The organism is uncultured Aquimarina sp. (genome assembly GCF_947492965.1).
Lineage (GTDB): Bacteria > Bacteroidota > Bacteroidia > Flavobacteriales > Flavobacteriaceae > Aquimarina.
Window position 1 is genome coordinate 689,848 of the sequence record NZ_CANLOZ010000002.1, and the last position, 22,204, is coordinate 712,051.

A 22,204-nucleotide genomic window follows, 5' to 3' on the forward strand; every position below is an offset into this window, starting at 1 on the left:
TAAATTTAATTTTTATCTACTTACAAGATAAACTGCATCTTCTCCTTCATTTTCTATCCAGTTTACCTTTACTTTTTCCTGATTAATCGAATCTACCTGTCTGCCTCTATAATTTGGCTGTATGGGTAAATGTCTGCTAAAACGTCTATCGATTAATGTTAATAATTCTATTTCTAATGGTCTGCCAAATGATTGGACAGCTGTTAATGCAGCTCTTATACTTCTTCCTGTGTATAATACATCATCAATAAAAACAACTCTTTTGTCTTCAACGACAAAATTAATATCTGTTTTATTAGCTTCTAAAGGTTTTTCTCCTCGTCTAAAATCATCTCTATAAAAAGTTATATCTAGATACCCTAAATTCAAATTATGGAGTTGATATTCTTCAACAAGAATTTTCTGTAACCTCTTTGCTAAGTAAGTACCTCTCGGTTGTATTCCTATTAAGACTGTATTGTCGAAATCTGTATGATTTTCTATCAATTGACAAGCCAAACGGTGCAGAATAATATCTATCTCTTTTGCACTAAGTAGTAATTTTTGACTCATAATTTCCAAATAGACATTTGGAATACAAATGTAATCAAATTTTAGGATTATTCAATCTTAGATTTCGGATAAAAATAAGCTCTTGTATTTCAAAAACTAATGTTACTTATAAAAGAATTTTATTGTCAGAATGGAATAAAAATTTGTCATTCTTTTATTTCTATCCAAGATCCTCCTAAAGGTTTAGGTTTAAATGGTGCCGCTGTAGGAGTAGGATAAAAATTCTTATACGGATCGTCATAATCATAAATCTTTCCAGATTCTTTATCAATATTATAGGTAATAGCATATTGATCACCAATTTGTATCCTATAATGATCCTTATGTTCTCTAATAGTAATATGCCTTTGTGTTTCAGAATCTAGATAATATTGAGGATCATTTCTATTATTAAGCTGAAAAACTTTAGAGACCATCTTTTTTTTAGCTTCTGTATGTTGATATAAAAAAACTTTACTAAAATGGTCTACAGATTGTTCTTTCTTTTGATTGTATACAATACTTCCGCTGGAACCAGAGACATGATCCATAGAAACATATATGGTTTTTTCTAAATGATACTTTGTATTCATTGGAAAATAACGAATCGGAGAATGCTCTTGAATATCAACTTTTACCGTCAAATCATTATACCATACAGAAATAGTAACTTTATCATTTTTTAAAACTGATTCTGGATCATCTGTTATATCGGTTAAAGCGATGTATACTATTTTTTCTCTCCCCAGCTGCCTGGTTTGACTTACAATCTTCTTAAATTCCTGTAACTCTTCTTCTGTATGCATATGCTGACAATGTAATGAATGTATAAACAAGTTACTTATTACTAATAAAAACAAACCCCTCATTACTACTATAATCTTATGACATCTAAATTCTATAAATTATTAGATTTTTACTACACCGATATCAGTGAATGCGTAGCACCCGCTTTCCGTGTAAAAAAAAGACCGCTCTTTTGGAGCGGTCTTTTAATTTATAAAGAATAAAGAGATTGATTAGTTACCTCCTTTTTCCATTTTAGCTTTAAGATCTGCTAATGCATCGATATCACCAAGAGTGGTTTTCTCTGAATTACTAGCGGCAGCTTTCTTAGCAGCTTGCTTAACGATCTTAGCTTCTTCTTCTTTAAATAAAGCTGTATGAGAAGCTACCACTCTTTTGAATTCTTTATTGAATTCAATGATTTGGAATTCTGCTTCTTCACCTTTAGCTAACTTCTTACCATCTTCTTTCTCTAAGTGACGAGACGGTACGAATGCAACGATATCCTCATTAAACTCGATAGTAGCTCCTTTATCTACAATCTCAGTAATGGCATGTGTATGCTTAGTTCCCACTGCGAACTCTGTTTCATACTTATCCCAAGGATTATCTTCAGTTTGTTTGTGACCAAGACTTAACTTACGCCCTTCTACATCTAACTCAAGAACGATAACATCCAACTTATCACCTACATTAGTGAAATCTGATGGGTGCTTGATTTTCTTCGTCCAAGAAAGGTCAGAGATATAAATTAATCCATCAATACCTTCTTCTAATTCTACGAATACTCCGAAGTTCGTAAAGTTACGAACAATACCAGTATGCTTAGAACCTACAGGGTATTTAGATGTAATATCAGTCCATGGATCTGGAGTTAATTGCTTAACACCTAGAGACATTTTACGCTCTTCTCTATCTAAAGTTAAGATTACAGCTTCTACTTCATCACCCACTTTTACGAAATCCTGTGCTGATCTTAAGTGAGTAGACCAAGACATTTCAGAAACGTGGATTAATCCTTCAACTCCTTCTTCAACTTCGATAAACGCACCGTAATCAGCGATTACAACTACTTTACCTTTAACCTTATCTCCAACTTTCAGCTCATTATCAAGAGCTTCCCAAGGATGCGCTTTCAATTGCTTAAGACCTAATTGGATACGAGTCTTAGCCTCATCAAAGTCTAAGATTACAACGTTTAATTTCTGATCAAGTTCAACGATCTCATTTGGATGATTGATTCTAGACCAAGAAAGATCAGTAATGTGGATAAGTCCGTCAACTCCTCCAAGATCAACGAATACACCGTAAGAAGTAACATTCTTAACAGTACCTTCTAATACTTGACCTTTTTCTAACTGACCAATAATTTCTTTCTTCTGCTCTTCGATATCTGCTTCGATAAGCGCTTTGTGCGATACTACAACGTTTTTGAACTCGTGGTTGATTTTAACAACTTTAAATTCCATTGTTTTACCTACATATGCATCATAATCACGGATTGGTTTTACATCAATCTGAGAACCTGGTAAGAACGCTTCGATTCCGAATACGTCTACGATCATTCCTCCTTTAGTTCTACACTTAACAAATCCATTTACGATTTCACCAGTATCATGAGCGTTATTTACTCTATCCCAAGCCTTAATTACTCTAGCTTTACGGTGAGATAAAATTAACTGACCTGTAGCGTCTTCACGTACATCAATTAAAACCTCTACCTTATCACCTACTTTAAGATCTGGGTTGTAACGAAATTCATTTAATGAAATTACACCTTCACTCTTTGCATTGATATCAATAATAGCATCACGATCTGTAATATTAATTACTGTTCCCTCTACTACCTCATCATTTAAGGTGTCTACAAAATTTTCTGCAACTAGCTTTTCAAACTCTTCTAATTTAGAATCTGCGATTGGGTCGATACCTTCCTCGTAATTGTGCCAGTTAAAATCTTTTAAAAATTGCTCAGGATTTTCTTGTTGAGGAGAAGCCGCAGGAGCTGCCTTTGGAGCCTCTACTTCCTGAACATCTGTGTTTTTTGTTTCTTCAGACATTGAAGATAAAATTTGTATCCTGTATTTGTTTGAGAATCAACACGAAAACTTATACAGAAGCGTTAAATTAAATTATATTTATCCTTTTCTATTCTCTTAATCGTCAAAAAGGGCTGCAAAAATACAATTTAATTTATTAGGAAACAACATATTAAGATAAAGATCTAAAAACAAATTTTGAAAATTATAAGCTTGAGATTTATAGATTCTAGACCATCATAAATTTAAAGTTGCGAATAATTTCTCCATTTTCTCAGTTTCTGCAGGAGCAGGAGCATTACGATCTACTATTTTACCGTCTGGATCAATAAGAATAAAACGAGGAATACTATATGAATAAGTATCTGTTACTAGAAAATATTCTCTCATAAAATCGGATTTAGTAACATTTCCTGCGTACAATTGTATAGAATTCTCTAAGTTTTTCTTTTTGATCAAATTTTTCCATTTCGACTTATTCTTTGGTTCATCAATAGAAATTCCAACAAACTTTATTTTTTTATTCTTATACTCCCTTTTAAATTCATCTAAATAAGGAAATTGATGTATACATGGTTTACACCATGTGGCCCAAATGTCAATATAAATGTAGTTTCCTTTAAAATCAGATAGCGAAACCATTTTTCCATTATAGTGTTCATATTCAAATGAAGGAGAAGGCTTTCCTTTTTCTAATTGTTTTAGTCTTTCATATTTATTTTGGTATATTTTTTTGTGATTGGGATTAGAAGAAGTCATTAAAAGTGGAAAAATATTTTCAATTGTCTCATTAGTTTCTCCAGGATAAAGAAGTAAACCACTATGATAATACATAAAATCATCTTTTATTAGTCCATCTGGTATCTCCTTTAAAACCTCTGAAAATGATTTAAACCCAACATTTTCAAAAATCTCCTTACTATAATAATTACGTTTTATTTGCTCTAATTTTCTATTATAGTGCTCTTTAACTAAAGATTTGTAACTACCAATGGTTTCATACCTAGATGCGTCAGATAAATCTGAAACATCTAAACCTTCAAAATAATTATTAGGTAATGAATCATTAAGAACAAAACGAACGTATTTATGTAACTCAGCCAAATAATTCCATTGATTACTTCTTAGTTCCTTTTCTTTAAATTTTGGAGTTATCGTAGTAGTCCTATCCAAAATATTTTGGATAGCATTTTTCAGAACCAGACTTTGCTCTTTTACTTGTACTGGTTTATTATAATATTGAAAAAAGTTAATACTATCTTTTAAAGATTGAATTACACGATTTTTAGTGACCAAAAAGTTATTTTCATTGGCTCCTTCTCCTTCATAGTAAAACGTTTTCATTTTATTTTCTTGATCCGCATTTAAATACAGCTTATTTCCTTTTTCAAGATATAATTCTACCGTTTTTCTTCCTAGATTGAAATGAAAATAATTAATGGTATCGATTGGGATTGTATCAGAAAAAGAACCATCTGACGCAATTGGAACACTTTTTTTTAGACGATCTCCTACTACTATAAGAGTATCTATTTTTTTTGAATGCTTTATCTGTCCAGAGAAAATAGCATAATCAATAGGGCTTTCTTTTTGACAGCTAATAAAACTGATACAAATAAAGAGAATTCCATAGAATTTATTCATAGTTTGAGTTTTGTGGTTAAAAAACAAACTTACAACTAAGTTTTTAGTTAAAAATAGAATTACCAAAACATACTAATATTTAATAATCTCGAATTCACTTCTTCGGTTGATCTGATGATCTTCCTCCGAACAATTCTTTGCATTACAATCAATTAAGGGAATAGACTCTCCGAAACCTTCAAACTTCATTCTTCTCGCATTTACATAACCAACTAAGGCAAGATAATTACGTGTTGATTCTGCTCTCTTTTCGGAAAGTACCTGATTATATGAATCTGTACCCCTACTATCTGTATGTGAAGAAATTTTAATATAAACACTTTTATATTTCTCTAACTTTAAGGCAAACTCATCTAGTACCTTTTTAGAATCCGCTCTTATATTCCACTTGTCATAATCAAAATAAATAGGCGGAAGATCGAAATATAGTTTCCCATTTTTTTCTATCACTGGAGGGCCTACCTTATCATTTAACAAGGTGTTACGTAATTTTTCTCCTGTTAAGTTTTCCTTGTTGGCAACTATGTCTTTGTTAGGAGCAGTTGTATTATTTTCATCATTACCATTTTCCTCTGCTACAGAAACTATTTCTTTATCCAGATAAATCACATAAACTTCATTCTCTTTTTCCTTTACTATAATTGATTTTGTTTTGCTATTGTAGCCTTTTGCAGTAGCTGTGAAATCATATCTACCAGGAAATAAGGATATGGTAAAAAATTCTTGTTTGTCTAGCTTACCTTCATGCAATTGATTTTCTAAATTCGAAACAGATATATCCGCATCGGGTATATAGGAATCTGAAGCAAAATCTTTAACCGTGAATCTAGCTTTATATTCCTTAAGAAATATTTCTCCTATCTGAGAAAAGGAATAGATATCATCATCTGTTTTATTTTTTCTATTTGAAGCAAAAAAACCATCTGTTTCATTATAATACGTAAGAGAAAAATCATCGTACCTAGAATTAATAGGCGCTCCAAGGTTAACAGGTTTTATGAAAACATTATTTTTTCTTTCTGATACAAAGAGATCCATCATCCCTAAACCTGAATGACCATTAGAAGAAAAAAACAAATGGCCATCTTTCGATATAAACGGAAACTGTTCTCTATTATCCGTATTGATAGTGGCACCAAGATTTACAGGCTCATCATACGTACCATCTTGATTAACAAGCACTCTATAGATATCAAAATCACCATATCCACCAGGCATGTTAGACGAAAAATATAATATCTTACCATCTGAGGAAAGTGATGGATGTTCTACAGAATAGTTTGTATTATTAAAAGGAAGCTTTTCTGGAGTTTGCCAAATACCATCTATCTTGGTTGATTTATATAAGAATATTGAGTTATTTCCTATACTATCGTATTTCTTTTTGCCTTTTTCAGAATTACTTTTAGAAAAGTAAATGGTGTTGCCGTCTTTGGTAAAACAAAAATTACCTTCATGCAATTTAGAGTTAATCTCTCCCGAAATTTTTTCTATATCAGTTGTTGGTATATTTTTCTCATTCACCTGAACCTTATAAATATCTAAAAACGGACGATGAGTCCATTTATAGCTTTTATCCATAAAACCATTAGAATTCCTATCAGAGCTGAAATAAATGGCACTATCTACCTTAACTGCAGCAAACTCTGATGCATTGGAATTAATTTTTAGAGGACTAATGGTATAGTCGTCATCTTTTAGTTTAAAGGCCTCAATAACAGCTATGGCACTTTCTCTATGTAATTCTTCTGATTTGTTTTTCTTATACAAAGCCAGAAACTCAACTGCTTTTTCATATTTTCCTAAAGCAGAAAGTACTTGATACATTTTAAAATTATACGAATTATCGTAACTCTTATCTTTTGCATAAAACTTTCCAGAAGTCAAGATTTTAAGATACCGATATGCCTTTTGAAACTGAAAAGTATTATAATATGAGGTAGATATCTTTTCTAATATATCTTTTCTATACCCTTCTCTATTGAGTTCTTCCTCATATTGCAGCGCTGCATTGATATAGTCTCCTGTTTCAAAAAAACGATCTGCTCTACTCTTTCTTTGGGAAAAAATAGTTTGTCCGATCAATAGGACGAATACAAATAGTAACTTAGTTTTCATATTTTAATAAAATCTTGGAGATGTATATTTATTGCTAAGATTGAGTAAATCGAAATTATAAAGAAGAATAATTTCATGACTTCCGTTATTATACCCACTTAATTCACTAGTACTAAAATCATATGCATATCCCACTTTTAAATTTCTGGTAATATTAAATCCCGCCAGCGCAATAAAAGCATCTTCATAGCGGTAAGAAACTCCTAGTTCGAATTTATTATAGATTAAGGAATTTAAAGAAATATCAAAGGTTAATGGTGAATCCAAAACCTGTTTGATTACTAAAGACGGTTTCAGTTTTACCTCATCAACCAAATCAAAAACAAAACCAGTAACCCCATATAAATGGGTTTTTGATCTAGATACACCTACTCCATCTATATCAACGTCATTAGGTAGTAAATTTGGCGATGAAATTCCGGCATAAAAGTTATTAGAAAACAAGAATAGGCCTGCTCCCAGATTAAGTTGCAAAGAAGAGTTGTTATCGGAAAATGCAGGATCATCGGACACATCAGATCCTATGGCATTAAACTGAAAACTTGTAATACCAGCTTTTAAACCATATGATAACTTAAATTTATCAGAAATACGAGTGATATATGCAAAATCAACATTAAAATAATTATTATTGGTACGAATCGCTTCTCCAATTCTATCATTTACATAGTTTACGCTCAACTCTATCTTTTCGTTTAACGGGATATTACCAAAAACATTTGCTGTTTCGGGTGAACCTTCTATTCCAGTCCATTGTTTTCTATATAAAAGACCGGTAGAAATAAGCCCTCTTTGGTTAGTTACATAAGCTGGATTTACCGTACTCATGTTATACATATACTGGGAATATTGTGGATCCTGCTGTGCATACATCACCGAGCAGAAAACAAGTGCTATACTTAAAATTAATCGTGATCTCATGAACTATTTATCTGCTTAGGTAAAAACTTCCTTGAATTGGAAAATTATTTTCAAAATTGGGAGTAAAAATATAGAAATAGGTTCCAGAAGGAAGATCATCTCCTAATCGCAAAGAAACGTTACTTTCTCCTCTAAATTCTTCTGTATCTCTATTCCCTTCATATACTAAAGCTCCGTATCTGTTGTATATTTTTAAATCAAAATCTGGAAATGCAATTGGAATATTAAATTGATCCTCTATAAACAGATCAAAAGTGTCATTTTGGTTATTTCCATCTGGAGATACTCCATCCTGAAAATCCAACGCACATAATTCTCCATTAGAAAACCGTTCTCCCATATTTAGGATATTTATTTGTACCATTACTCGTTCTGATTCACAATTATCAGCATCAACCGTAGCTATATAAAAAACCTGATTATCGAAGAGTAAAGGGTTATCAATAATTGGCATATCACTTTCTAGACTAGCATACCAATTATAATTGAGTACATCGACCTCTATATCATCTAGCCTTTTAGCATCCAGAATACAAAACTCTTGATCAGGTACATTTGGTTCGGGCAAATCAATTATCTGCACTTCAACATTCAATGAAGATTGATCACAAGGAGCAGAATTGGGGATAACATATCTAAAATTGTATATCATGTTAACCTCATTATCCGGATTAGGAAGTAGATCAAATTCCACCACACCTTCGGGAGTTAGCGCACCGGTATTTTCAATATCCTCAAAACTTCCAATTCTAGGAGTATCATTATCTAGCAGAGTAAAAAGATTCACACGACCGTCTATTTCACAAAAAGAAGCACTACGATTATTTCCTATTTCTACAGGCTCTACTATTTCTATAGTTACTGTAGCTTGATCAGGTAACGCACAACCACCATTTCCCAGTACGGTGTAGACATACTCACCTGCACCTAGTATTGGTAAACTTGTATCGGATGCATCAAAAACTCCTAAATGATCTGGTGAGGTATATCCGAAAGGACCTGTCCATATTCCTATTGGATCTGGATTTCCCTCTAACAAATCAAAAAGAGTAATTGTCAAATTATCAGAACACAAAGTAGCATCCGTACCATTTCCTGCACCTGCATTAGCTTCTGTAAACACAGTAAATGAAAGCGTAGCTTGATCTCTACATCCATTCTCACTAATAGTACTATAAGTAAATATGAACATTTGACTAGACGAGATGTCGGGAATAGTAAATATATTATCAATCACATCTCCATCACTATTTGTCCAGATACCATTTTCGGAGACAACTTCTCCATTAGTAACCAGTAGACTACGTAGATCTAAGGTGTCCTCTGTTTCACAAAAATTTAAACCAGATGTGTCCTCTCCTGGATAATCTTTATCATAAAGCACAATAGTAACATCTGTAAAAAGACCTTCACAAGGATGAACTTCACTTTCTAAAGGAACACAGAAATCAGGAAAAATTTTCACTTCTTGCCTAACTGAAGAACACAATTTTTTGGGGTCTACTTCATATCTAAAAACATAAGTACCAGAAGGAGCTCCTCTTAAATTAACAACTCCTCTGTGTCTTTGGTCAACTGGGGTGATTTCTTCGTTTTGAAAATTCTCTCTTAATCCCAAATCCGACGGCCCACTTATTAAAGTCCATTTTACAAAATCAAACGGAACGCTTTCATCTGGATAATCATAAAGAACTCCATTCTCTTCTGTAAACTCTAGAAAACTATAAAGATCAGTTGTTGGTTCGATAATATCATCAGAACAAAATTCTGCCGGAGCATCCGATTGTTTAAAAGGTCTTAACTCTTCATAAAACGTAAAAGAAACATTTGTACTAGCATCAGAACAAGCTATAGAACGTTTATCCACATTATAAGTAAAGCTAAAACTTTGACATCCAAACCTTGGATTTGTGTTCATAAGATTGTCATACAGAGTTCTTAGATTAATTATAGAATCGTCTGGATTGGTAATTTGATCATCATCAAGTGTCCATGTACCCTCTTGATCTTCTAATGCCAAAAATCTGTCATCTCTTAAATTAATATCGCCATCAAAACTTCCATTTCTCAATTCTCCTTCACAAATATTAAGACTAGCACCAAATCCTGATGAAACCTGCCTAACCACTGAGACTTTCACATTGGTGATTTCTGCATCCGAACAAAATGGATCTAAACCAGGAACGGTATATGTAAACTCAAACTCCTCTTGATCCACCAAATCTCCTCCTGGAACATACACCACGGTAGTACCAAAATTAGAGTTTGATAATCTTACTACTTTATCAGGATCACCTACATAATTCCATTCACCATTTCTATGAGGTGAAGGCACTCCTTCTAAAGATGCTAATGCGGTAAACAGGTCAATATCAAATAGAATTTCATCTCTACAAGGATCATGAACATCACAAACCTCAATATTTACCTCATTGGGACCAGCAGGCGGCAATGCTTCTCCAGAATATGGTCCTAGGACAAAATTAATTGTAGCGGATAATTCGTTGGGACAAGAAGAATTCCTTAGGATGAAAACATAATCATTCTCCATCTCTGATGCATCATCTAAATCCCATAATCTTACATTTCCTGTAGCTTCGTCTAATACAAAATTAAAACCTGGATCAAACCAAGTGTCTCCTGGTTGTGGAACAATACCTGTTTCATTATATAAATTAATTATTCCATCGGGGTTACCATCATTATCAAAGTCAATGGTTTCCATATCACAAACAGTTATTGTCTGTGTAGTGTTACATTGAGCAAATAGTTTTTTTGTGACCCCAAAAAACAGAAATACAATCAAAAAGTGTTTTACGTAATATTTTTTCAAGATGAATTGGTTTAAGTGTAAGTATCATTTCATCACATTTTGTTACTATCAAAAGTGAAATAAAATTGATTAATATTCTAAAAGTATGTAAATATTAAAAAAAGTGATTTAAAAACACTATGATTTATATTAAGATTGATGCCTTTTTTAGTAACGAAATTTTCCCCTTCATCAAATAAGAGAGAAAAAAGGTACATAAAAGAATATACCAAACAAGATTTTCATAAATGAATTAATCATTTATGAAGTATCAAATCAATTATTCTAAAAGTTCGTTTAAAACTTATCGTAGCATCACTATGATAATTTGGAAGTAAAACACATTAAAATCAGTTAGTGTCTATCTTTTAAAACCTCAACAATATCATTTAATTTATATCCTTTTGCTTGTAACAAAATTAAATAATGAAAAAGTAGGTCTGCGCTTTCATCTAAAAACAATTTTTCATTATCATCTTTAGCTTCAATAACAACTTCTACAGCTTCTTCTCCTACTTTTTGAGCAACCTTATTGATCCCTTTTCTAAATAAAGATGCTACATAAGATTTTGAATCATCTTGATTTTCTTTTCTGTTTTGAATAACATTTTCTAACTCGGTTAAAAAGCCAAAAGTCTGTGTGTTATTTTGAGCCCAACAGGTATCATCACCTTTATGACAAGTCGGACCTACAGGATCCACTGTTATTAATAATGTGTCTTTGTCACAATCATTTTTTATATCTATCAGATTTAAAAAGTTGCCACTTTCTTCTCCTTTTGTCCATAATCGTTTTTTAGTTCTACTAAAAAAAGTAACCTTTTTTGTGTCAACTGTCTTCTGATAAGCTTCTTCATTCATGTACCCTAACATTAGTACATTTTTCGTTAAAGCATCTTGTATAATTGCTGGCACTAATCCATCATTATTTTTATCGAAATTTATTTCCATCATTAAGTTTTATAACTTCACAATTGAAGTGAAATATATTGATTGTATGTTATTTTGGTATAAGCTCTCCCGAATGTAAAAGCATAATGTAATTATAATCTAACGGGAATGTCATTCTTTTTTAATTCTTTCTTTAGATCTTCTATTTCTATTTCCTTGAAATGAAAGACACTAGCAGCCAATGCTGCATCTGATTTACCTTCCTTAAAAGTATCCACAAAATGCTTAATATTTCCTGCTCCTCCAGAAGCAATAATAGGTATATTAAGTTCTGTAGATAATCTTGCTAATGCTTCATTTGCGAAACCATCTTTAGTACCATCATTATCCATTGACGTAAACAAGATTTCTCCAGCTCCTCTTTCTTCCACTTCCTTTGCCCAATCAAAAAGATTTAATTCCGTAGGTACTTTTCCTCCAACCAAATGTACTTTCCATTCTCCATCTATTTGTTTAGCGTCTATCGCTACAGTGATACACTGACTTCCAAATTTACCGGCTAATTCATTAATCAATTGTGGATTTTTTACTGCAGAAGAATTCACTGAAACTTTATCTGCTCCATTTTTTAGCAATATATCAACATCTTCCACGGAAGAAATCCCTCCTCCTACAGTAAATGGAATATTTACTTTTTCTGCTACTTTCAGCACTAAATTTGCTAATGTTTTTCTTCTCTCTTCTGTTGCAGAAATATCTAAAAATACTAATTCATCTGCTCCTGCTTTAGAATAGATATCTGCTAATTCTACCGGATCACCTGCATCTCTTAAATCTACAAAGTTCACTCCTTTTACAGTACGCCCGTTTTTAATATCTAAACAAGGTATGATTCGTTTTGTAAGCATTACTTATCGTTGTTTTTTATATTTAAGTCCATACCGTCGTAAAAACCTAAATCTTTGTTTTTTAATTGTTTTGTCCAAAATGCAATTTGCCCAGTATGATATGATAAATGCTCTGTCACATGAATAGCAATACCAATTCCAGAAAAATTAAAACCTTGCACTTCTCTTTTTCTTTGATACTCTGCGGTTGAACAAGTATTGATGATCTTTTTAGCTTTAGTAATTGTAGCAGTTAATTTGGTTAACAATTCCGATTTGGACAATCCATCGGTAATACTAAATTCTGCATCTCGATCTCTATTATCTTCTAAATTCCCTAAAGACGAGATTGCGTATTGTGTAATATTACCACATAAATGTAAAATCAAATTACCAATACTATTCGAAGATTCATTAAACCGTTTCCATATATCCTCTTCAGAAAGTTGATCAAAGCTAATGGTAATCATTCGGACACTTTCATCTAATCTGTAGATGATTTGTTCTTTAAAATCCTGAATTATCTCTGAATCCATTGTTAGTTTATTTGAAGAATATAGTTTTCTAATTGTTTTAAGCTAATTCTGTTCTCATATATTGCTTTTCCGATGATGGTTCCTTCACATCCAATCTCTGCCAATTTAGGTAATTCATCAAACGCCGAAATTCCACCAGAGGCAATTAATTTTATATGCTCGGAATTATCCAAGATCTTTTTATAAAGATCAAATGAAGGTCCTTGTAACATACCATCCTTACTAATATCAGTACATATTACATAAGAAACTCCTTCTTTTTGGTATTCTTGAATAAATGGAATTAGTTCTTTATCGCTTTCTTCCAACCAACCACTCACTGCAATTTTCTCATGATGAGCATCTGCTCCAAGAATTATCTTATCATTACCAAACTTAGATAACCAAGATTTAAAAGTTTCAGGATTCTTCACTGCAATACTTCCACCTGTAATTTGGTTTGCACCACTTTCAAAAGCAATCTTAAGATCTTCGTCCGTTTTTAGTCCACCACCAAAATCAATTTTAAGACTTGTTTTAGATGCTATTTGTTCCAAAACTTTGTGATTGACTATATGCTTCGATTTAGCACCATCTAAATCTACCAAATGTAAATACTGAATTCCATGTGCTTCGAACTCTTTTGCTACTTCTAATGGACTTTCATTATATATTTTCTTGGTATCATAATCTCCCTTAGAAAGTCTGACACATTTTCCATCTATAATATCTATTGCTGGTATTATTCTCATTTTTCTCTTTGGTAAATAGTTATTGTTTATTAGTTGTTGGTTTAAATTTATAGCTTTAAAAAATTCTCTAAAATTTTCTCTCCAACAGTACTGCTCTTTTCAGGATGAAACTGAGTTCCATAGAAATTATCTTTTTGCAATGCTGTACTATAGGTTATTCCATAGGTAGACTCCGCAATTGTAGTTTCAGTAACGGGAGCATAATAACTATGTACTAAATAAATATATTCGTTTTCGGATATATCATTAAAAAGTGAAGATTTTAAAGATGTTATTTGATTCCATCCTATCTGGGGGACTTTTACATCCTTCTGAAATCTAATCACATCTGTATCAAAAATGCCCAAACCTTTGGTATCACCTTCTTCTGTATAATTACACATCAATTGCATTCCTAAACAAATCCCTAAAACTGGTTGTTTTAATTCTGGAATTAGTTTTTCCAAACCAGAAGCACGAAGTTTTTGCATAGCACTGCTCGCTTCTCCTACTCCTGGAAAAATAACTTTATCAGCCGCTTTAATCTCCTCTGGATCATCACTCAGAATGGCCTCATATCCTAATCGCTGAATTGCAAACTTAATGGACTGAATATTACCGGCTCCGTAATTTATAATTATTATTTTCATTTATATTGTCATTCCAGCATAGTCTGGAATCTTTTTTAATTTAAACCTTCTACTTTACTGTGGATTCCAGCCTGCGCTGGAATGACAAAAGCATTGGTTATAACATTCCTTTCGTACTTGGTAGAATCATTTTTTCAGGATCTCGCTTTACTGCCACTTTAATTGCTTTGGCAAAAGCTTTAAAAATAGCTTCAATTTTATGATGCTCGTTGGTTCCTTCTGCCTTTACATTCAAATTGGCTTTTGCACCATCGGTAAAGGACTTAAAAAAGTGATAAAACATTTCTGTTGGCATTTTACCAATCATTTCTCTTTTAAATTCTGCATCCCAAACGAGCCAGTTACGTCCTCCAAAATCTATTGCTACTTGAGCCAAGCAATCATCCATTGGCAAACAAAAACCATATCTTTCTATACCCAATTTATTGTTTAGAGCTTTACTAAAAACTTCTCCCAAAGCAATTGCTGTATCTTCAATGGTATGATGTTCATCAACTTCTAAATCTCCTTTTACTTTAATCTCTAGATCCATTTGTCCATGACGTGAAATTTGATCTAGCATATGATCAAAAAACTCCAGTCCTGTAGAAATATCACTTTTTCCAGTTCCATCCAGATTTAGCTTAATATAAATATCAGTCTCATTCGTTTTTCTAATTATTTCCGCTACTCTTTCATTTAGTTTTAAAAACTCATAAATCTCTTTCCAATCTGTTGATGTTAGCGCAATACTTTCTAAAATAGTCTTCTTATCTGTTTCTATTTCATCTGCGCCAAGTTCTGGATCTTCAGATAAGAAAATTCCTTTAGATCCCAAGTTCTTAGCTAATTCCATATCGGTAATACGATCACCCAATACAAAAGAGTTTTCTAGATCATACTTTTCTTTATCAAAGTATGCTGTTAACAAACCTGTTCTTGGTTTACGCGTATCTGCATTTTCATGAGGAAATGTCTTATCGATATGAATTGCACTAAATACAACTCCTTCCTTCTCGAATGCTGATAATACTTTATTATGTGCCGGCCAAAAAGTATCTTCTGGAAAGGAATCCGTTCCTAATCCATCCTGATTAGTGACCATTACCAATTCATAATCTAATTCACTGGCTATTTTAGCCATGTATTGAAAAACTTTTGGGTAAAACTCTAGTTTCTCCAAACTATCTAATTGATAATCTACTGGTGGTTCCAAAACAAGTGTTCCATCACGATCTATAAATAATACTTTCTTTTTCATTTTTTTGTCATTCCAGTAAAGGCTGGAATCTATTTTTAATTAAACATTTTGTTATTTATGGATTCCAGATCAAGTCCGGAATGACAATTACAAACTCTTTAATGCTTCTATTAATTTTTGGTTTTCTATTGTCGTACCCACTGTAAATCGTAAGGTATTTTCACAAAGTGGTTGTGTTGTTCGATTTCGGATCACAATTCCTTTTTCTAAAAGTTGGTTATATCTACTATTAGCATCATCTACTTTTACCAAGACAAAATTAGCATCTGATTTGTAGATCTTCTCAATAAAGCTAATTTCCTCTAAGGCAACCTTTATCTTTTCTCGTTCTTTTAAAATATTGTCTACCTCTCTTTCTACAGATGCTACATCCTCTACTCTTTCTAATGCCTTTCGCTGTGTTAGTTCATTTACATTATATGGTGGTTTAATTTTATTTAAAACCCCTATAACTTCTTTAGAAGCATAACACAATCCAAGTCTAATACCCGCCATTCCATATGCTTTAGATAATGTTTGTGTAATAATAAGATTAGGACATTCTTTGATTTTACCAATCCATGTTTCTTGAGATGAAAAATCAATATAAGCCTCATCAATAACAACCAACCCATTAAAGTTTTCTAAAATATCTACTATACTCTTTTCTGAAAAAGAATTACCAGTAGGATTATTTGGAGAACATAAGAATATCATTTTTGTTTGGTGATCAACTGTATCGAATATCTTAGCTACATTAGGCTCAAAATTATCATTTAGAAGAACTTTTCTGTTTTCTATATCATTGGTGTTTGCTAATACATTATACATCCCATAAGTTGGTGGCAATGTGATGATATTATCTACTTTTGGTTCACAAAACGCTCTAAACAAAAGATCCAAAACTTCGTCACTCCCATTTCCTAATAAAATACAATCAGTTGATATGTTTTTTTGCTCACTTAATACAGCTTTAAGACTTCTTTGTTGTGGATCAGGATATCTGTTTACCCCATTTTCATAAGGGTTTTCGTTTGCATCCAAAAAAATCATTTCCGAACCATCTGAAACATATTCATCACGAGCAGATGAATATGGCTGTAAATCTTTTACATTTTCGCGAACTAATTGGTCTATATTGAATTTTATCGTTTTCATTATTTATTGTGCTTCTTTATTTATTGAAATAACTTAAAGAGAAATACAAATGCAATTGTTATTATTATAATTAGAATGCCGAAAGCTATAGACAAAAGGATCAATACTGCTATAAACTTTAAGAACTTTAAAAAAATTTGTCCAATACTATAATCACCTAATTTTTTATAGGTATAAGAGTAATAAAAGATGACAACTAAAGAACTTACCATGTATATGTAAGGTGAAGTAATTAATCCAAGTAAAAAGAAGAGTGTTCCTGAAAATAATGCTAATCCTAATAAATAGGAGTTAATTACTAAATGTTCTCCATAATTATATTTTTTCTTTCCAAATACTAAGAATGATAATAAGGCATAAAAAGGAATCATTAGAAAGGCAATAAAGTTGAAATATTTAAGCATAAAGTTTTGAGTTCCTTTATTTATCTCATGTTGCTCTTGTTTGTATTGTAAAAACTGTTCCTGATAAGCCGTTGATTCTTTATCTAATTCAGGTTGTGTAATAGAAAATATTGTTTCATACATTGCTTCATTTTGCGCGGATAACATTAATTCGATATATTTCTCAGAAAAAAAGTTAAACGTAAATGTTGCAACTGCAGTACCAATTACCAGAAACGCAAATGGATTCATATACTTCTTTCTTGTTCCTGAAATATATTCTGAAATAACCTTTTGTGGAGAAGTAACTATACCAATCAATGTTCTAATAAAGAGATTGTCTAGCCCTAGAACATTACTGAAAAAATCACTTTTTAATCCTTTAAAAGTAATTCGTTCTCTTATCACTTTTGCGCCACAAGATTGACAGTAATCTGAATTTTCAGATATGAGATATGAACAATTTCTACAACTCACTAATTTCCAATTTTAGTTTATATTCTTTATAAAATTATTATCTAACCATTTTTCAAACTCTGTAATCGCAAGGTCACTGCATTTTTATGCGCTTGTAAACCTTCTGCTTCTGCCATAATTTCGATAGCATTTCCAATATTCTTTATGCCTTCTTTAGATAATTTCTGAAAGGTCATAGATTTCATAAAACTATCTAGGTTTACACCACTATATTGTTTAGCATATCCGTTTGTAGGTAATGTATGGTTAGTTCCTGAAGCATAGTCTCCTGCGCTCTCTGGAGTATAATTACCTATAAAAACAGAACCTGCATTGGAGATATTATTGATATAATACGCTTCATCACTTACACATACAATAAAATGCTCTGGACCATATTCATTAATCAATTCTAAAGCCTCCTTATCATCTGCAACATAAATCAATTTAGAATTTGCTATGGCAGCTTCTGCAATTTCCTTTCTTGGTAATACATCACATTGTTTCGCTACTTCTAACTCTACATGCTCTATCAAATCTTTGGAGGTAGATACTAAAATCACCTGACTATCTTTTCCATGTTCGGCCTGACTTAATAAGTCTGAAGCTACAAAAGAAGGATCTGCTGTATCATCTGCAACTACTAACAATTCGCTAGGACCTGCCGGCATATCTATTGCTACACCGAACTTAGTCGCTAACTGTTTGGCAACGGTTACAAATTGGTTTCCAGGACCGAAAATCTTATATACCTGAGGAATCGTTTCTGTCCCAAAAGTCATTCCTGCTATCGCTTGAATTCCACCTACTTTAAAAATCTTAGTTACTCCACAAAGATTTGCTGTATACAGGATAGCAGGGTTTATTTTTCCTTCTTTATCAGGAGGCGAACACAGCACAATTTCTTTACATCCTGCTATAGTTGCTGGAACTGCTAACATTAAAATTGTAGAAAATAATGGAGCTGTTCCGCCTGGAATATAAAGACCAACCTTTTGAATAGGTCTTTTCTCTTGCCAACAATTAACACCATTTGCAGTTTCAATAGAAACCTTATCCGTTTTTTGTGCTGCGTGGAAAGCTTCAATATTAGATTTGGCAATAAGAATAGCATCTTTAAGATCAGATGAGACACTGTTCTTAGCTGTTTCTATTTCTTCCTTACTAACTAAAGTAGTACTAAGAGAAACCTTATCAAACTTCTCTGTATATTTATTAATAGCAAGATCCCCATCTTCCTTTACCTCATTAAAAACATCTAAAACAACGTCCTCAATATCTGCTACCGTTTGAGTTGGTCGTTTTAAAATTTCCGACCACGTACTTTTTTCTGGATTATATATTTTATTCAAAACAATCAATACTTTTTGATCTCTATTAGTAAGAGATATTAATCATTATAATTCTTTCTGAAAATGATATGCAATTTTCTTATACCCTTGATTCTCCCAAAAATTATGTGCTTTTTCGTTACCTAAATAACAATTTAACTCAGAAGCGATGCACCCTTTAGATTTGGCATAATCAAAAATCCAATTCATCAAAAGCTCACCTATGCCTTTTCCTTGATATTCTGGAAGAATAAATACATTATCTGGCTCTACATGTCTCCCAATATAATATTTGGTAAGAAACCACAACCCAGAAATACCAATTAAAGTTTTATCATCATATACACCAACACACTCGTACCCTTGAAGAATCATTTCTGCTAACCTATTTGACAAGATTTCTCTACTGATATTAGGATTGAGTTGTTCTAAAAAAGGAACAATGATTTGGATATTTTCTTTAGGTATAAGAGTGATTGATATCATAATACCATTTTTTCAATTGGACATACCAGAATCCCTTCAGCTCCTTCTGATTTTAATTCATCCAAGATATCCCAAAACTTATTTTTCTCTACCACAGTGTGTATAGAACTCCAACCTTTTTCTGCCAGCGGTAATACTGTAGGACTTCGCATACCTGGTAAAATATCCACAATACGATCGATTTTATCATTTGGAGCATTTAGCAAAACATATTTAGAAGCTCTTGCTTTAAGTACTGCTTGTATTCTGAATTGTAACTTAGCTAATATCTCTTTGCTTTGTTCACTAATCTTAGGAGAAACCGCTAAAACTGCTTCAGAAGTAAGCATAACCTCTACTTCTTTTAGATTATTCTTGAATAGTGTGCTTCCACTAGACACTATATCACAAATTGCATCAGCTAGACCGATATTCGGCGCTATCTCTACCGAACCTGAAATCTGGTGGAGATCAGCAGAAACACCTTTCTCCTTTAAATATTCAATGACAGTATTGGGATAAGAAGTAGCAATTCTTTTTCCTTCCAAATCCTGAATAGAATTATACTCCATATCCTTTGGAACCGCAAGTGATACTTTGCACTTAGAAAAATTTAATCTCTCCGCAATATCGATATCCTTTCCTTTTTCTACCAATACATTTTCACCGATAATAGCAATATCCACTACTCCATCTCTTAAATATTGTGGAATATCTCCGTTTCTAAGAAACATAACTTCCATAGGGAAATTTCTAGTGGCTGCCTTCAATTGGTCTTTTCCATTATCTATAGAAATTCCACAATCTTTAAGGATCTGAACCGAATCTTGGTTTAATCTTCCACTTTTTTGAATAGCAATTCTAATTTTTGACATGTTTTTGTTGTTGTGTTTGGTCAGTTCAAAACAAGTTTAAATAAAAAACCCGTTTGACTTTGCTCAAACGGGTTACTATATATGATTCACTTTTACACATATCAACTTACCACGCTTGGGCGGAAATGTAAGAATGATGATGATGTAAAAGTATGTTTTTCATTTTTTCTAAATCTGCAGCGAATTTATAAAAAAAAAGTTTTACTCAAAATGTATTTCAGCTTAATTTTTTGCAATTCATCTTTTTTTGATGCATAAATCATTCTGCTTTAACAGATTAATTAAAACATTTCATAAATTTAAAAGAGTAATACTAATCATCAACCTATGAGAAATTTAATTTCCTTTTTAATTTTTATCCTATTTGCATTACTGGCCATGTGGTGGTACTATTCCTGCCCTATCTGTTTAGGAGATAGAGATAGTAATTCCACCATTGTCAAACAAATAGATCCTGAAGCAGAAGCCAAAGCAAAAAAAGCATACGAAGACAGTATTGCTTTAGCTAATGGATTATTTGCATTTGATATCGACAACAACGATATCTTCAGGTATCCTGCCAATCTTCAAATTAACAATTCTAATCTCGATGTATTCATTCCCGAAAAACTAAAAGGTTTTGAATCTAAAATAGCTGATTATATAGGACAACACCAAGATCAGGAATTAATTATATACGGTTATGAAACTTCTGCCGAAAAAGAAGCTGATAGCCTTACAGGTATTTCCAGAGCTAATTTTATTAAGAATATTTTGATTGATGCAGGAATTAATGGTGATCGCCTTGTTTCTAAAGCAAAATTACAAGAATACTCTTATGATGAAAATGGAAAATATAATGGTGGAATTCTTTTAAACTTCCATACACTAGATACATCTAGATTAGAAGAAGTAGAAAAAGGTATTGCCAATAAAACATTGTATTCAGATTTTGGGTCAAAAGAATTCAAACCGGATGCAACCCTTGCCAATTATGCGCTCGAGTTAAAAAGTTATCTTACCAAATACCCAGCTAAAAAAGTGTTGATCACTGGACATACAGACGATATTGGTGATAACAAATCCAATCAGTACTTTGGGTTAAAAAGAGCTGAAAATGTAAAAAAGTACTTCATCTCTCAAGGGATCTCTGCAGAAAAGCTTTCTTCAAAATCCAAAGGAGAAACAGACCCTATCGTTCCTAATGATAGCGAAGAAAACAGAGCAAAAAATAGAAGAATAGAAATAACTGTAAACTAAATACCAACGATAACAATGTTAGATTTTTTAAACGAAGCAAACTGGTGGTGCCTATTACTATTATTATTAATCGCTTTCCTTTTAGGATGGTTATTATCTAGGTGGTCACTTAAAAATAAATACCAAGCAGAATTAGATAAATGTCTAAAGGAAAAGGAAAAACTTAGAAATGGAAGTTATAAAAAAGCTAATACTACATTCTCTCAACCAATTCCTGTAGAAGCGCCTAAAGCAATTGAAACAACAGATATAAAAGTTGAAACGGAAGCTGTTGAAAAACCAAAATTAAATTTTGAAAGTTTCGGTAAAGCTGATGAAACTCAAAAAGATGATCTGAAAAGAATAAGTGGAGTTGGTCCTTTTATAGAGAAAAAACTAAATAGTATTGGAATATTTACTTTTGATCAAATCAGTAGGTTTACCAAAGAAGATATCGAAACAGTTACCGAACTGATTCAATTCTTCCCAGGTCGAATAGAACGGGATAATTGGACCGATCAAGCAGAAAAACTAAAAAATCAGAAGTAATATAAATTACCTCTAATCAATATTT

20 protein-coding genes are annotated in these 22,204 nt (G+C 32.2%); 2 read left to right on the forward strand and 18 right to left on the reverse strand.

All coding sequences use genetic code 11. The features are described from left to right. Window positions 1-12: 12 nt before the first annotated feature. The 18 genes from pyrR to hisG all read right to left on the reverse strand — a co-directional run bounded on the left by pyrR (window position 13) and on the right by hisG (window position 20,412). Window positions 13-552: a bifunctional pyr operon transcriptional regulator/uracil phosphoribosyltransferase PyrR gene (gene pyrR / locus Q1B37_RS07525; RefSeq protein WP_299600894.1), complete on the reverse strand. Its 540-nt coding sequence runs from the start codon at window positions 550-552 to the stop codon at window positions 13-15. 146 nt (window positions 553-698) lie between these two features. Further along, entirely contained in the window at window positions 699-1,337 is a 639-nt protein-coding gene (locus Q1B37_RS07530) for a hypothetical protein (protein WP_299897371.1), read from the reverse strand. A 213-nt stretch (window positions 1,338-1,550) separates the two neighbouring features. Continuing rightward, window positions 1,551-3,377, reverse strand: coding sequence for a 30S ribosomal protein S1 (rpsA, locus tag Q1B37_RS07535; protein ID WP_299600890.1), 1,827 nt, complete (start codon window positions 3,375-3,377; stop codon window positions 1,551-1,553). Between the two features lie 216 nt (window positions 3,378-3,593). Continuing rightward, on the reverse strand, window positions 3,594-5,000 hold the full coding sequence (locus Q1B37_RS07540; protein ID WP_299897374.1) for a TlpA disulfide reductase family protein: 1,407 nt from the start codon (window positions 4,998-5,000) through the stop codon (window positions 3,594-3,596). 72 nt (window positions 5,001-5,072) lie between these two features. Next, window positions 5,073-7,118 carry an OmpA family protein gene (locus tag Q1B37_RS07545; protein WP_299897377.1) on the reverse strand — a complete coding sequence of 682 codons (2,046 nt, stop codon included), beginning with the start codon at window positions 7,116-7,118 and terminating at the stop codon, window positions 5,073-5,075. A 3-nt stretch (window positions 7,119-7,121) separates the two neighbouring features. Then, a complete protein-coding gene (locus tag Q1B37_RS07550) occupies window positions 7,122-8,039 on the reverse strand; it encodes a type IX secretion system membrane protein PorP/SprF (protein WP_299600884.1) in 918 nt (305 codons plus the stop codon). A 7-nt stretch (window positions 8,040-8,046) separates the two neighbouring features. Further along, the gene (locus tag Q1B37_RS07555) at window positions 8,047-10,872 is read right to left on the reverse strand and encodes a gliding motility-associated C-terminal domain-containing protein (RefSeq protein ID WP_299897380.1); all 2,826 of its coding nucleotides are present in this window, start codon (window positions 10,870-10,872) and stop codon (window positions 8,047-8,049) included. A 333-nt stretch (window positions 10,873-11,205) separates the two neighbouring features. After that, window positions 11,206-11,802 (reverse strand): bifunctional phosphoribosyl-AMP cyclohydrolase/phosphoribosyl-ATP diphosphatase HisIE, encoded by a 597-nt coding sequence (gene hisIE / locus Q1B37_RS07560; protein WP_299600878.1) that lies wholly within the window; start codon window positions 11,800-11,802, stop codon window positions 11,206-11,208. 92 nt (window positions 11,803-11,894) lie between these two features. After that, complete coding sequence (hisF, locus tag Q1B37_RS07565) at window positions 11,895-12,650, reverse strand: imidazole glycerol phosphate synthase subunit HisF (protein ID WP_299600875.1); 756 nt, start codon at window positions 12,648-12,650, stop codon at window positions 11,895-11,897. Further along, entirely contained in the window at window positions 12,650-13,165 is a 516-nt protein-coding gene (locus tag Q1B37_RS07570; protein ID WP_299600873.1) for a DinB family protein, read from the reverse strand. Before Q1B37_RS07570 ends, hisF begins: the two co-directional genes overlap by 1 nt. Before the next feature lie 2 nt (window positions 13,166-13,167). Then, a complete protein-coding gene (hisA, locus tag Q1B37_RS07575) occupies window positions 13,168-13,896 on the reverse strand; it encodes a 1-(5-phosphoribosyl)-5-[(5-phosphoribosylamino)methylideneamino]imidazole-4-carboxamide isomerase (protein ID WP_299897382.1) in 729 nt (242 codons plus the stop codon). A gap of 47 nt (window positions 13,897-13,943) precedes the next feature. Beyond that, complete coding sequence (hisH, locus tag Q1B37_RS07580) at window positions 13,944-14,525, reverse strand: imidazole glycerol phosphate synthase subunit HisH (protein WP_299600869.1); 582 nt, start codon at window positions 14,523-14,525, stop codon at window positions 13,944-13,946. A 97-nt stretch (window positions 14,526-14,622) separates the two neighbouring features. Then, window positions 14,623-15,765 carry a bifunctional histidinol-phosphatase/imidazoleglycerol-phosphate dehydratase HisB gene (gene hisB, locus Q1B37_RS07585; RefSeq protein WP_299600867.1) on the reverse strand — a complete coding sequence of 381 codons (1,143 nt, stop codon included), beginning with the start codon at window positions 15,763-15,765 and terminating at the stop codon, window positions 14,623-14,625. Between the two features lie 87 nt (window positions 15,766-15,852). Next, window positions 15,853-16,902 carry a histidinol-phosphate transaminase gene (gene hisC, locus Q1B37_RS07590; RefSeq protein WP_299897386.1) on the reverse strand — a complete coding sequence of 350 codons (1,050 nt, stop codon included), beginning with the start codon at window positions 16,900-16,902 and terminating at the stop codon, window positions 15,853-15,855. Window positions 16,903-16,922: 20 nt separating this feature from the next. Continuing rightward, complete coding sequence (locus Q1B37_RS07595) at window positions 16,923-17,762, reverse strand: DUF3667 domain-containing protein (RefSeq protein WP_299897388.1); 840 nt, start codon at window positions 17,760-17,762, stop codon at window positions 16,923-16,925. Between the two features lie 41 nt (window positions 17,763-17,803). Beyond that, the gene (gene hisD, locus Q1B37_RS07600) at window positions 17,804-19,093 is read right to left on the reverse strand and encodes a histidinol dehydrogenase (RefSeq protein WP_299897390.1); all 1,290 of its coding nucleotides are present in this window, start codon (window positions 19,091-19,093) and stop codon (window positions 17,804-17,806) included. Between the two features lie 45 nt (window positions 19,094-19,138). Beyond that, window positions 19,139-19,558 carry a GNAT family N-acetyltransferase gene (locus Q1B37_RS07605; RefSeq protein ID WP_299897393.1) on the reverse strand — a complete coding sequence of 140 codons (420 nt, stop codon included), beginning with the start codon at window positions 19,556-19,558 and terminating at the stop codon, window positions 19,139-19,141. Continuing rightward, window positions 19,555-20,412 (reverse strand): ATP phosphoribosyltransferase, encoded by an 858-nt coding sequence (hisG, locus tag Q1B37_RS07610; protein WP_299897396.1) that lies wholly within the window; start codon window positions 20,410-20,412, stop codon window positions 19,555-19,557. Before hisG ends, Q1B37_RS07605 begins: the two co-directional genes overlap by 4 nt. A 327-nt stretch (window positions 20,413-20,739) precedes the next feature. Here hisG and Q1B37_RS07615 point away from each other — a divergent pair, with 327 nt between their 5' ends. Together Q1B37_RS07615 and Q1B37_RS07620 are read left to right on the forward strand one after the other, a co-directional pair. Next, a complete protein-coding gene (locus tag Q1B37_RS07615; protein WP_299897398.1) occupies window positions 20,740-21,651 on the forward strand; it encodes an OmpA family protein in 912 nt (303 codons plus the stop codon). 15 nt (window positions 21,652-21,666) lie between these two features. After that, window positions 21,667-22,179: a hypothetical protein gene (locus Q1B37_RS07620; protein WP_299897401.1), complete on the forward strand. Its 513-nt coding sequence runs from the start codon at window positions 21,667-21,669 to the stop codon at window positions 22,177-22,179. The last annotated feature ends 25 nt before the right edge of the window (window positions 22,180-22,204 follow it).

Bases quoted from the DNA above. Each gene is read 5' to 3' on its own strand.
- pyrR (WP_299600894.1), bottom strand. From the start codon at position 552: ATGAGTCAAAAATTACTACTTAGTGCAAAAGAGATAGATATTATTCTG.
- Q1B37_RS07530 (WP_299897371.1), bottom strand. From the start codon at position 1,337: ATGCATACAGAAGAAGAGTTACAGGAATTTAAGAAGATTGTAAGTCAA.
- rpsA (WP_299600890.1), bottom strand. From the start codon at position 3,377: ATGTCTGAAGAAACAAAAAACACAGATGTTCAGGAAGTAGAGGCTCCA.
- Q1B37_RS07540 (WP_299897374.1), bottom strand. From the start codon at position 5,000: ATGAATAAATTCTATGGAATTCTCTTTATTTGTATCAGTTTTATTAGC.
- Q1B37_RS07545 (WP_299897377.1), bottom strand. From the start codon at position 7,118: ATGAAAACTAAGTTACTATTTGTATTCGTCCTATTGATCGGACAAACT.
- Q1B37_RS07550 (WP_299600884.1), bottom strand. From the start codon at position 8,039: ATGAGATCACGATTAATTTTAAGTATAGCACTTGTTTTCTGCTCGGTG.
- hisIE (WP_299600878.1), bottom strand. From the start codon at position 11,802: ATGGAAATAAATTTCGATAAAAATAATGATGGATTAGTGCCAGCAATT.
- hisF (WP_299600875.1), bottom strand. From the start codon at position 12,650: ATGCTTACAAAACGAATCATACCTTGTTTAGATATTAAAAACGGGCGT.
- Q1B37_RS07570 (WP_299600873.1), bottom strand. From the start codon at position 13,165: ATGGATTCAGAGATAATTCAGGATTTTAAAGAACAAATCATCTACAGA.
- hisA (WP_299897382.1), bottom strand. From the start codon at position 13,896: ATGAGAATAATACCAGCAATAGATATTATAGATGGAAAATGTGTCAGA.
- hisH (WP_299600869.1), bottom strand. From the start codon at position 14,525: ATGAAAATAATAATTATAAATTACGGAGCCGGTAATATTCAGTCCATT.
- hisB (WP_299600867.1), bottom strand. From the start codon at position 15,765: ATGAAAAAGAAAGTATTATTTATAGATCGTGATGGAACACTTGTTTTG.
- hisC (WP_299897386.1), bottom strand. From the start codon at position 16,902: ATGAAAACGATAAAATTCAATATAGACCAATTAGTTCGCGAAAATGTA.
- Q1B37_RS07605 (WP_299897393.1), bottom strand. From the start codon at position 19,558: ATGATATCAATCACTCTTATACCTAAAGAAAATATCCAAATCATTGTT.
- hisG (WP_299897396.1), bottom strand. From the start codon at position 20,412: ATGTCAAAAATTAGAATTGCTATTCAAAAAAGTGGAAGATTAAACCAA.
- Q1B37_RS07615 (WP_299897398.1), top strand. From the start codon at position 20,740: ATGAGAAATTTAATTTCCTTTTTAATTTTTATCCTATTTGCATTACTG.
- Q1B37_RS07620 (WP_299897401.1), top strand. From the start codon at position 21,667: ATGTTAGATTTTTTAAACGAAGCAAACTGGTGGTGCCTATTACTATTA.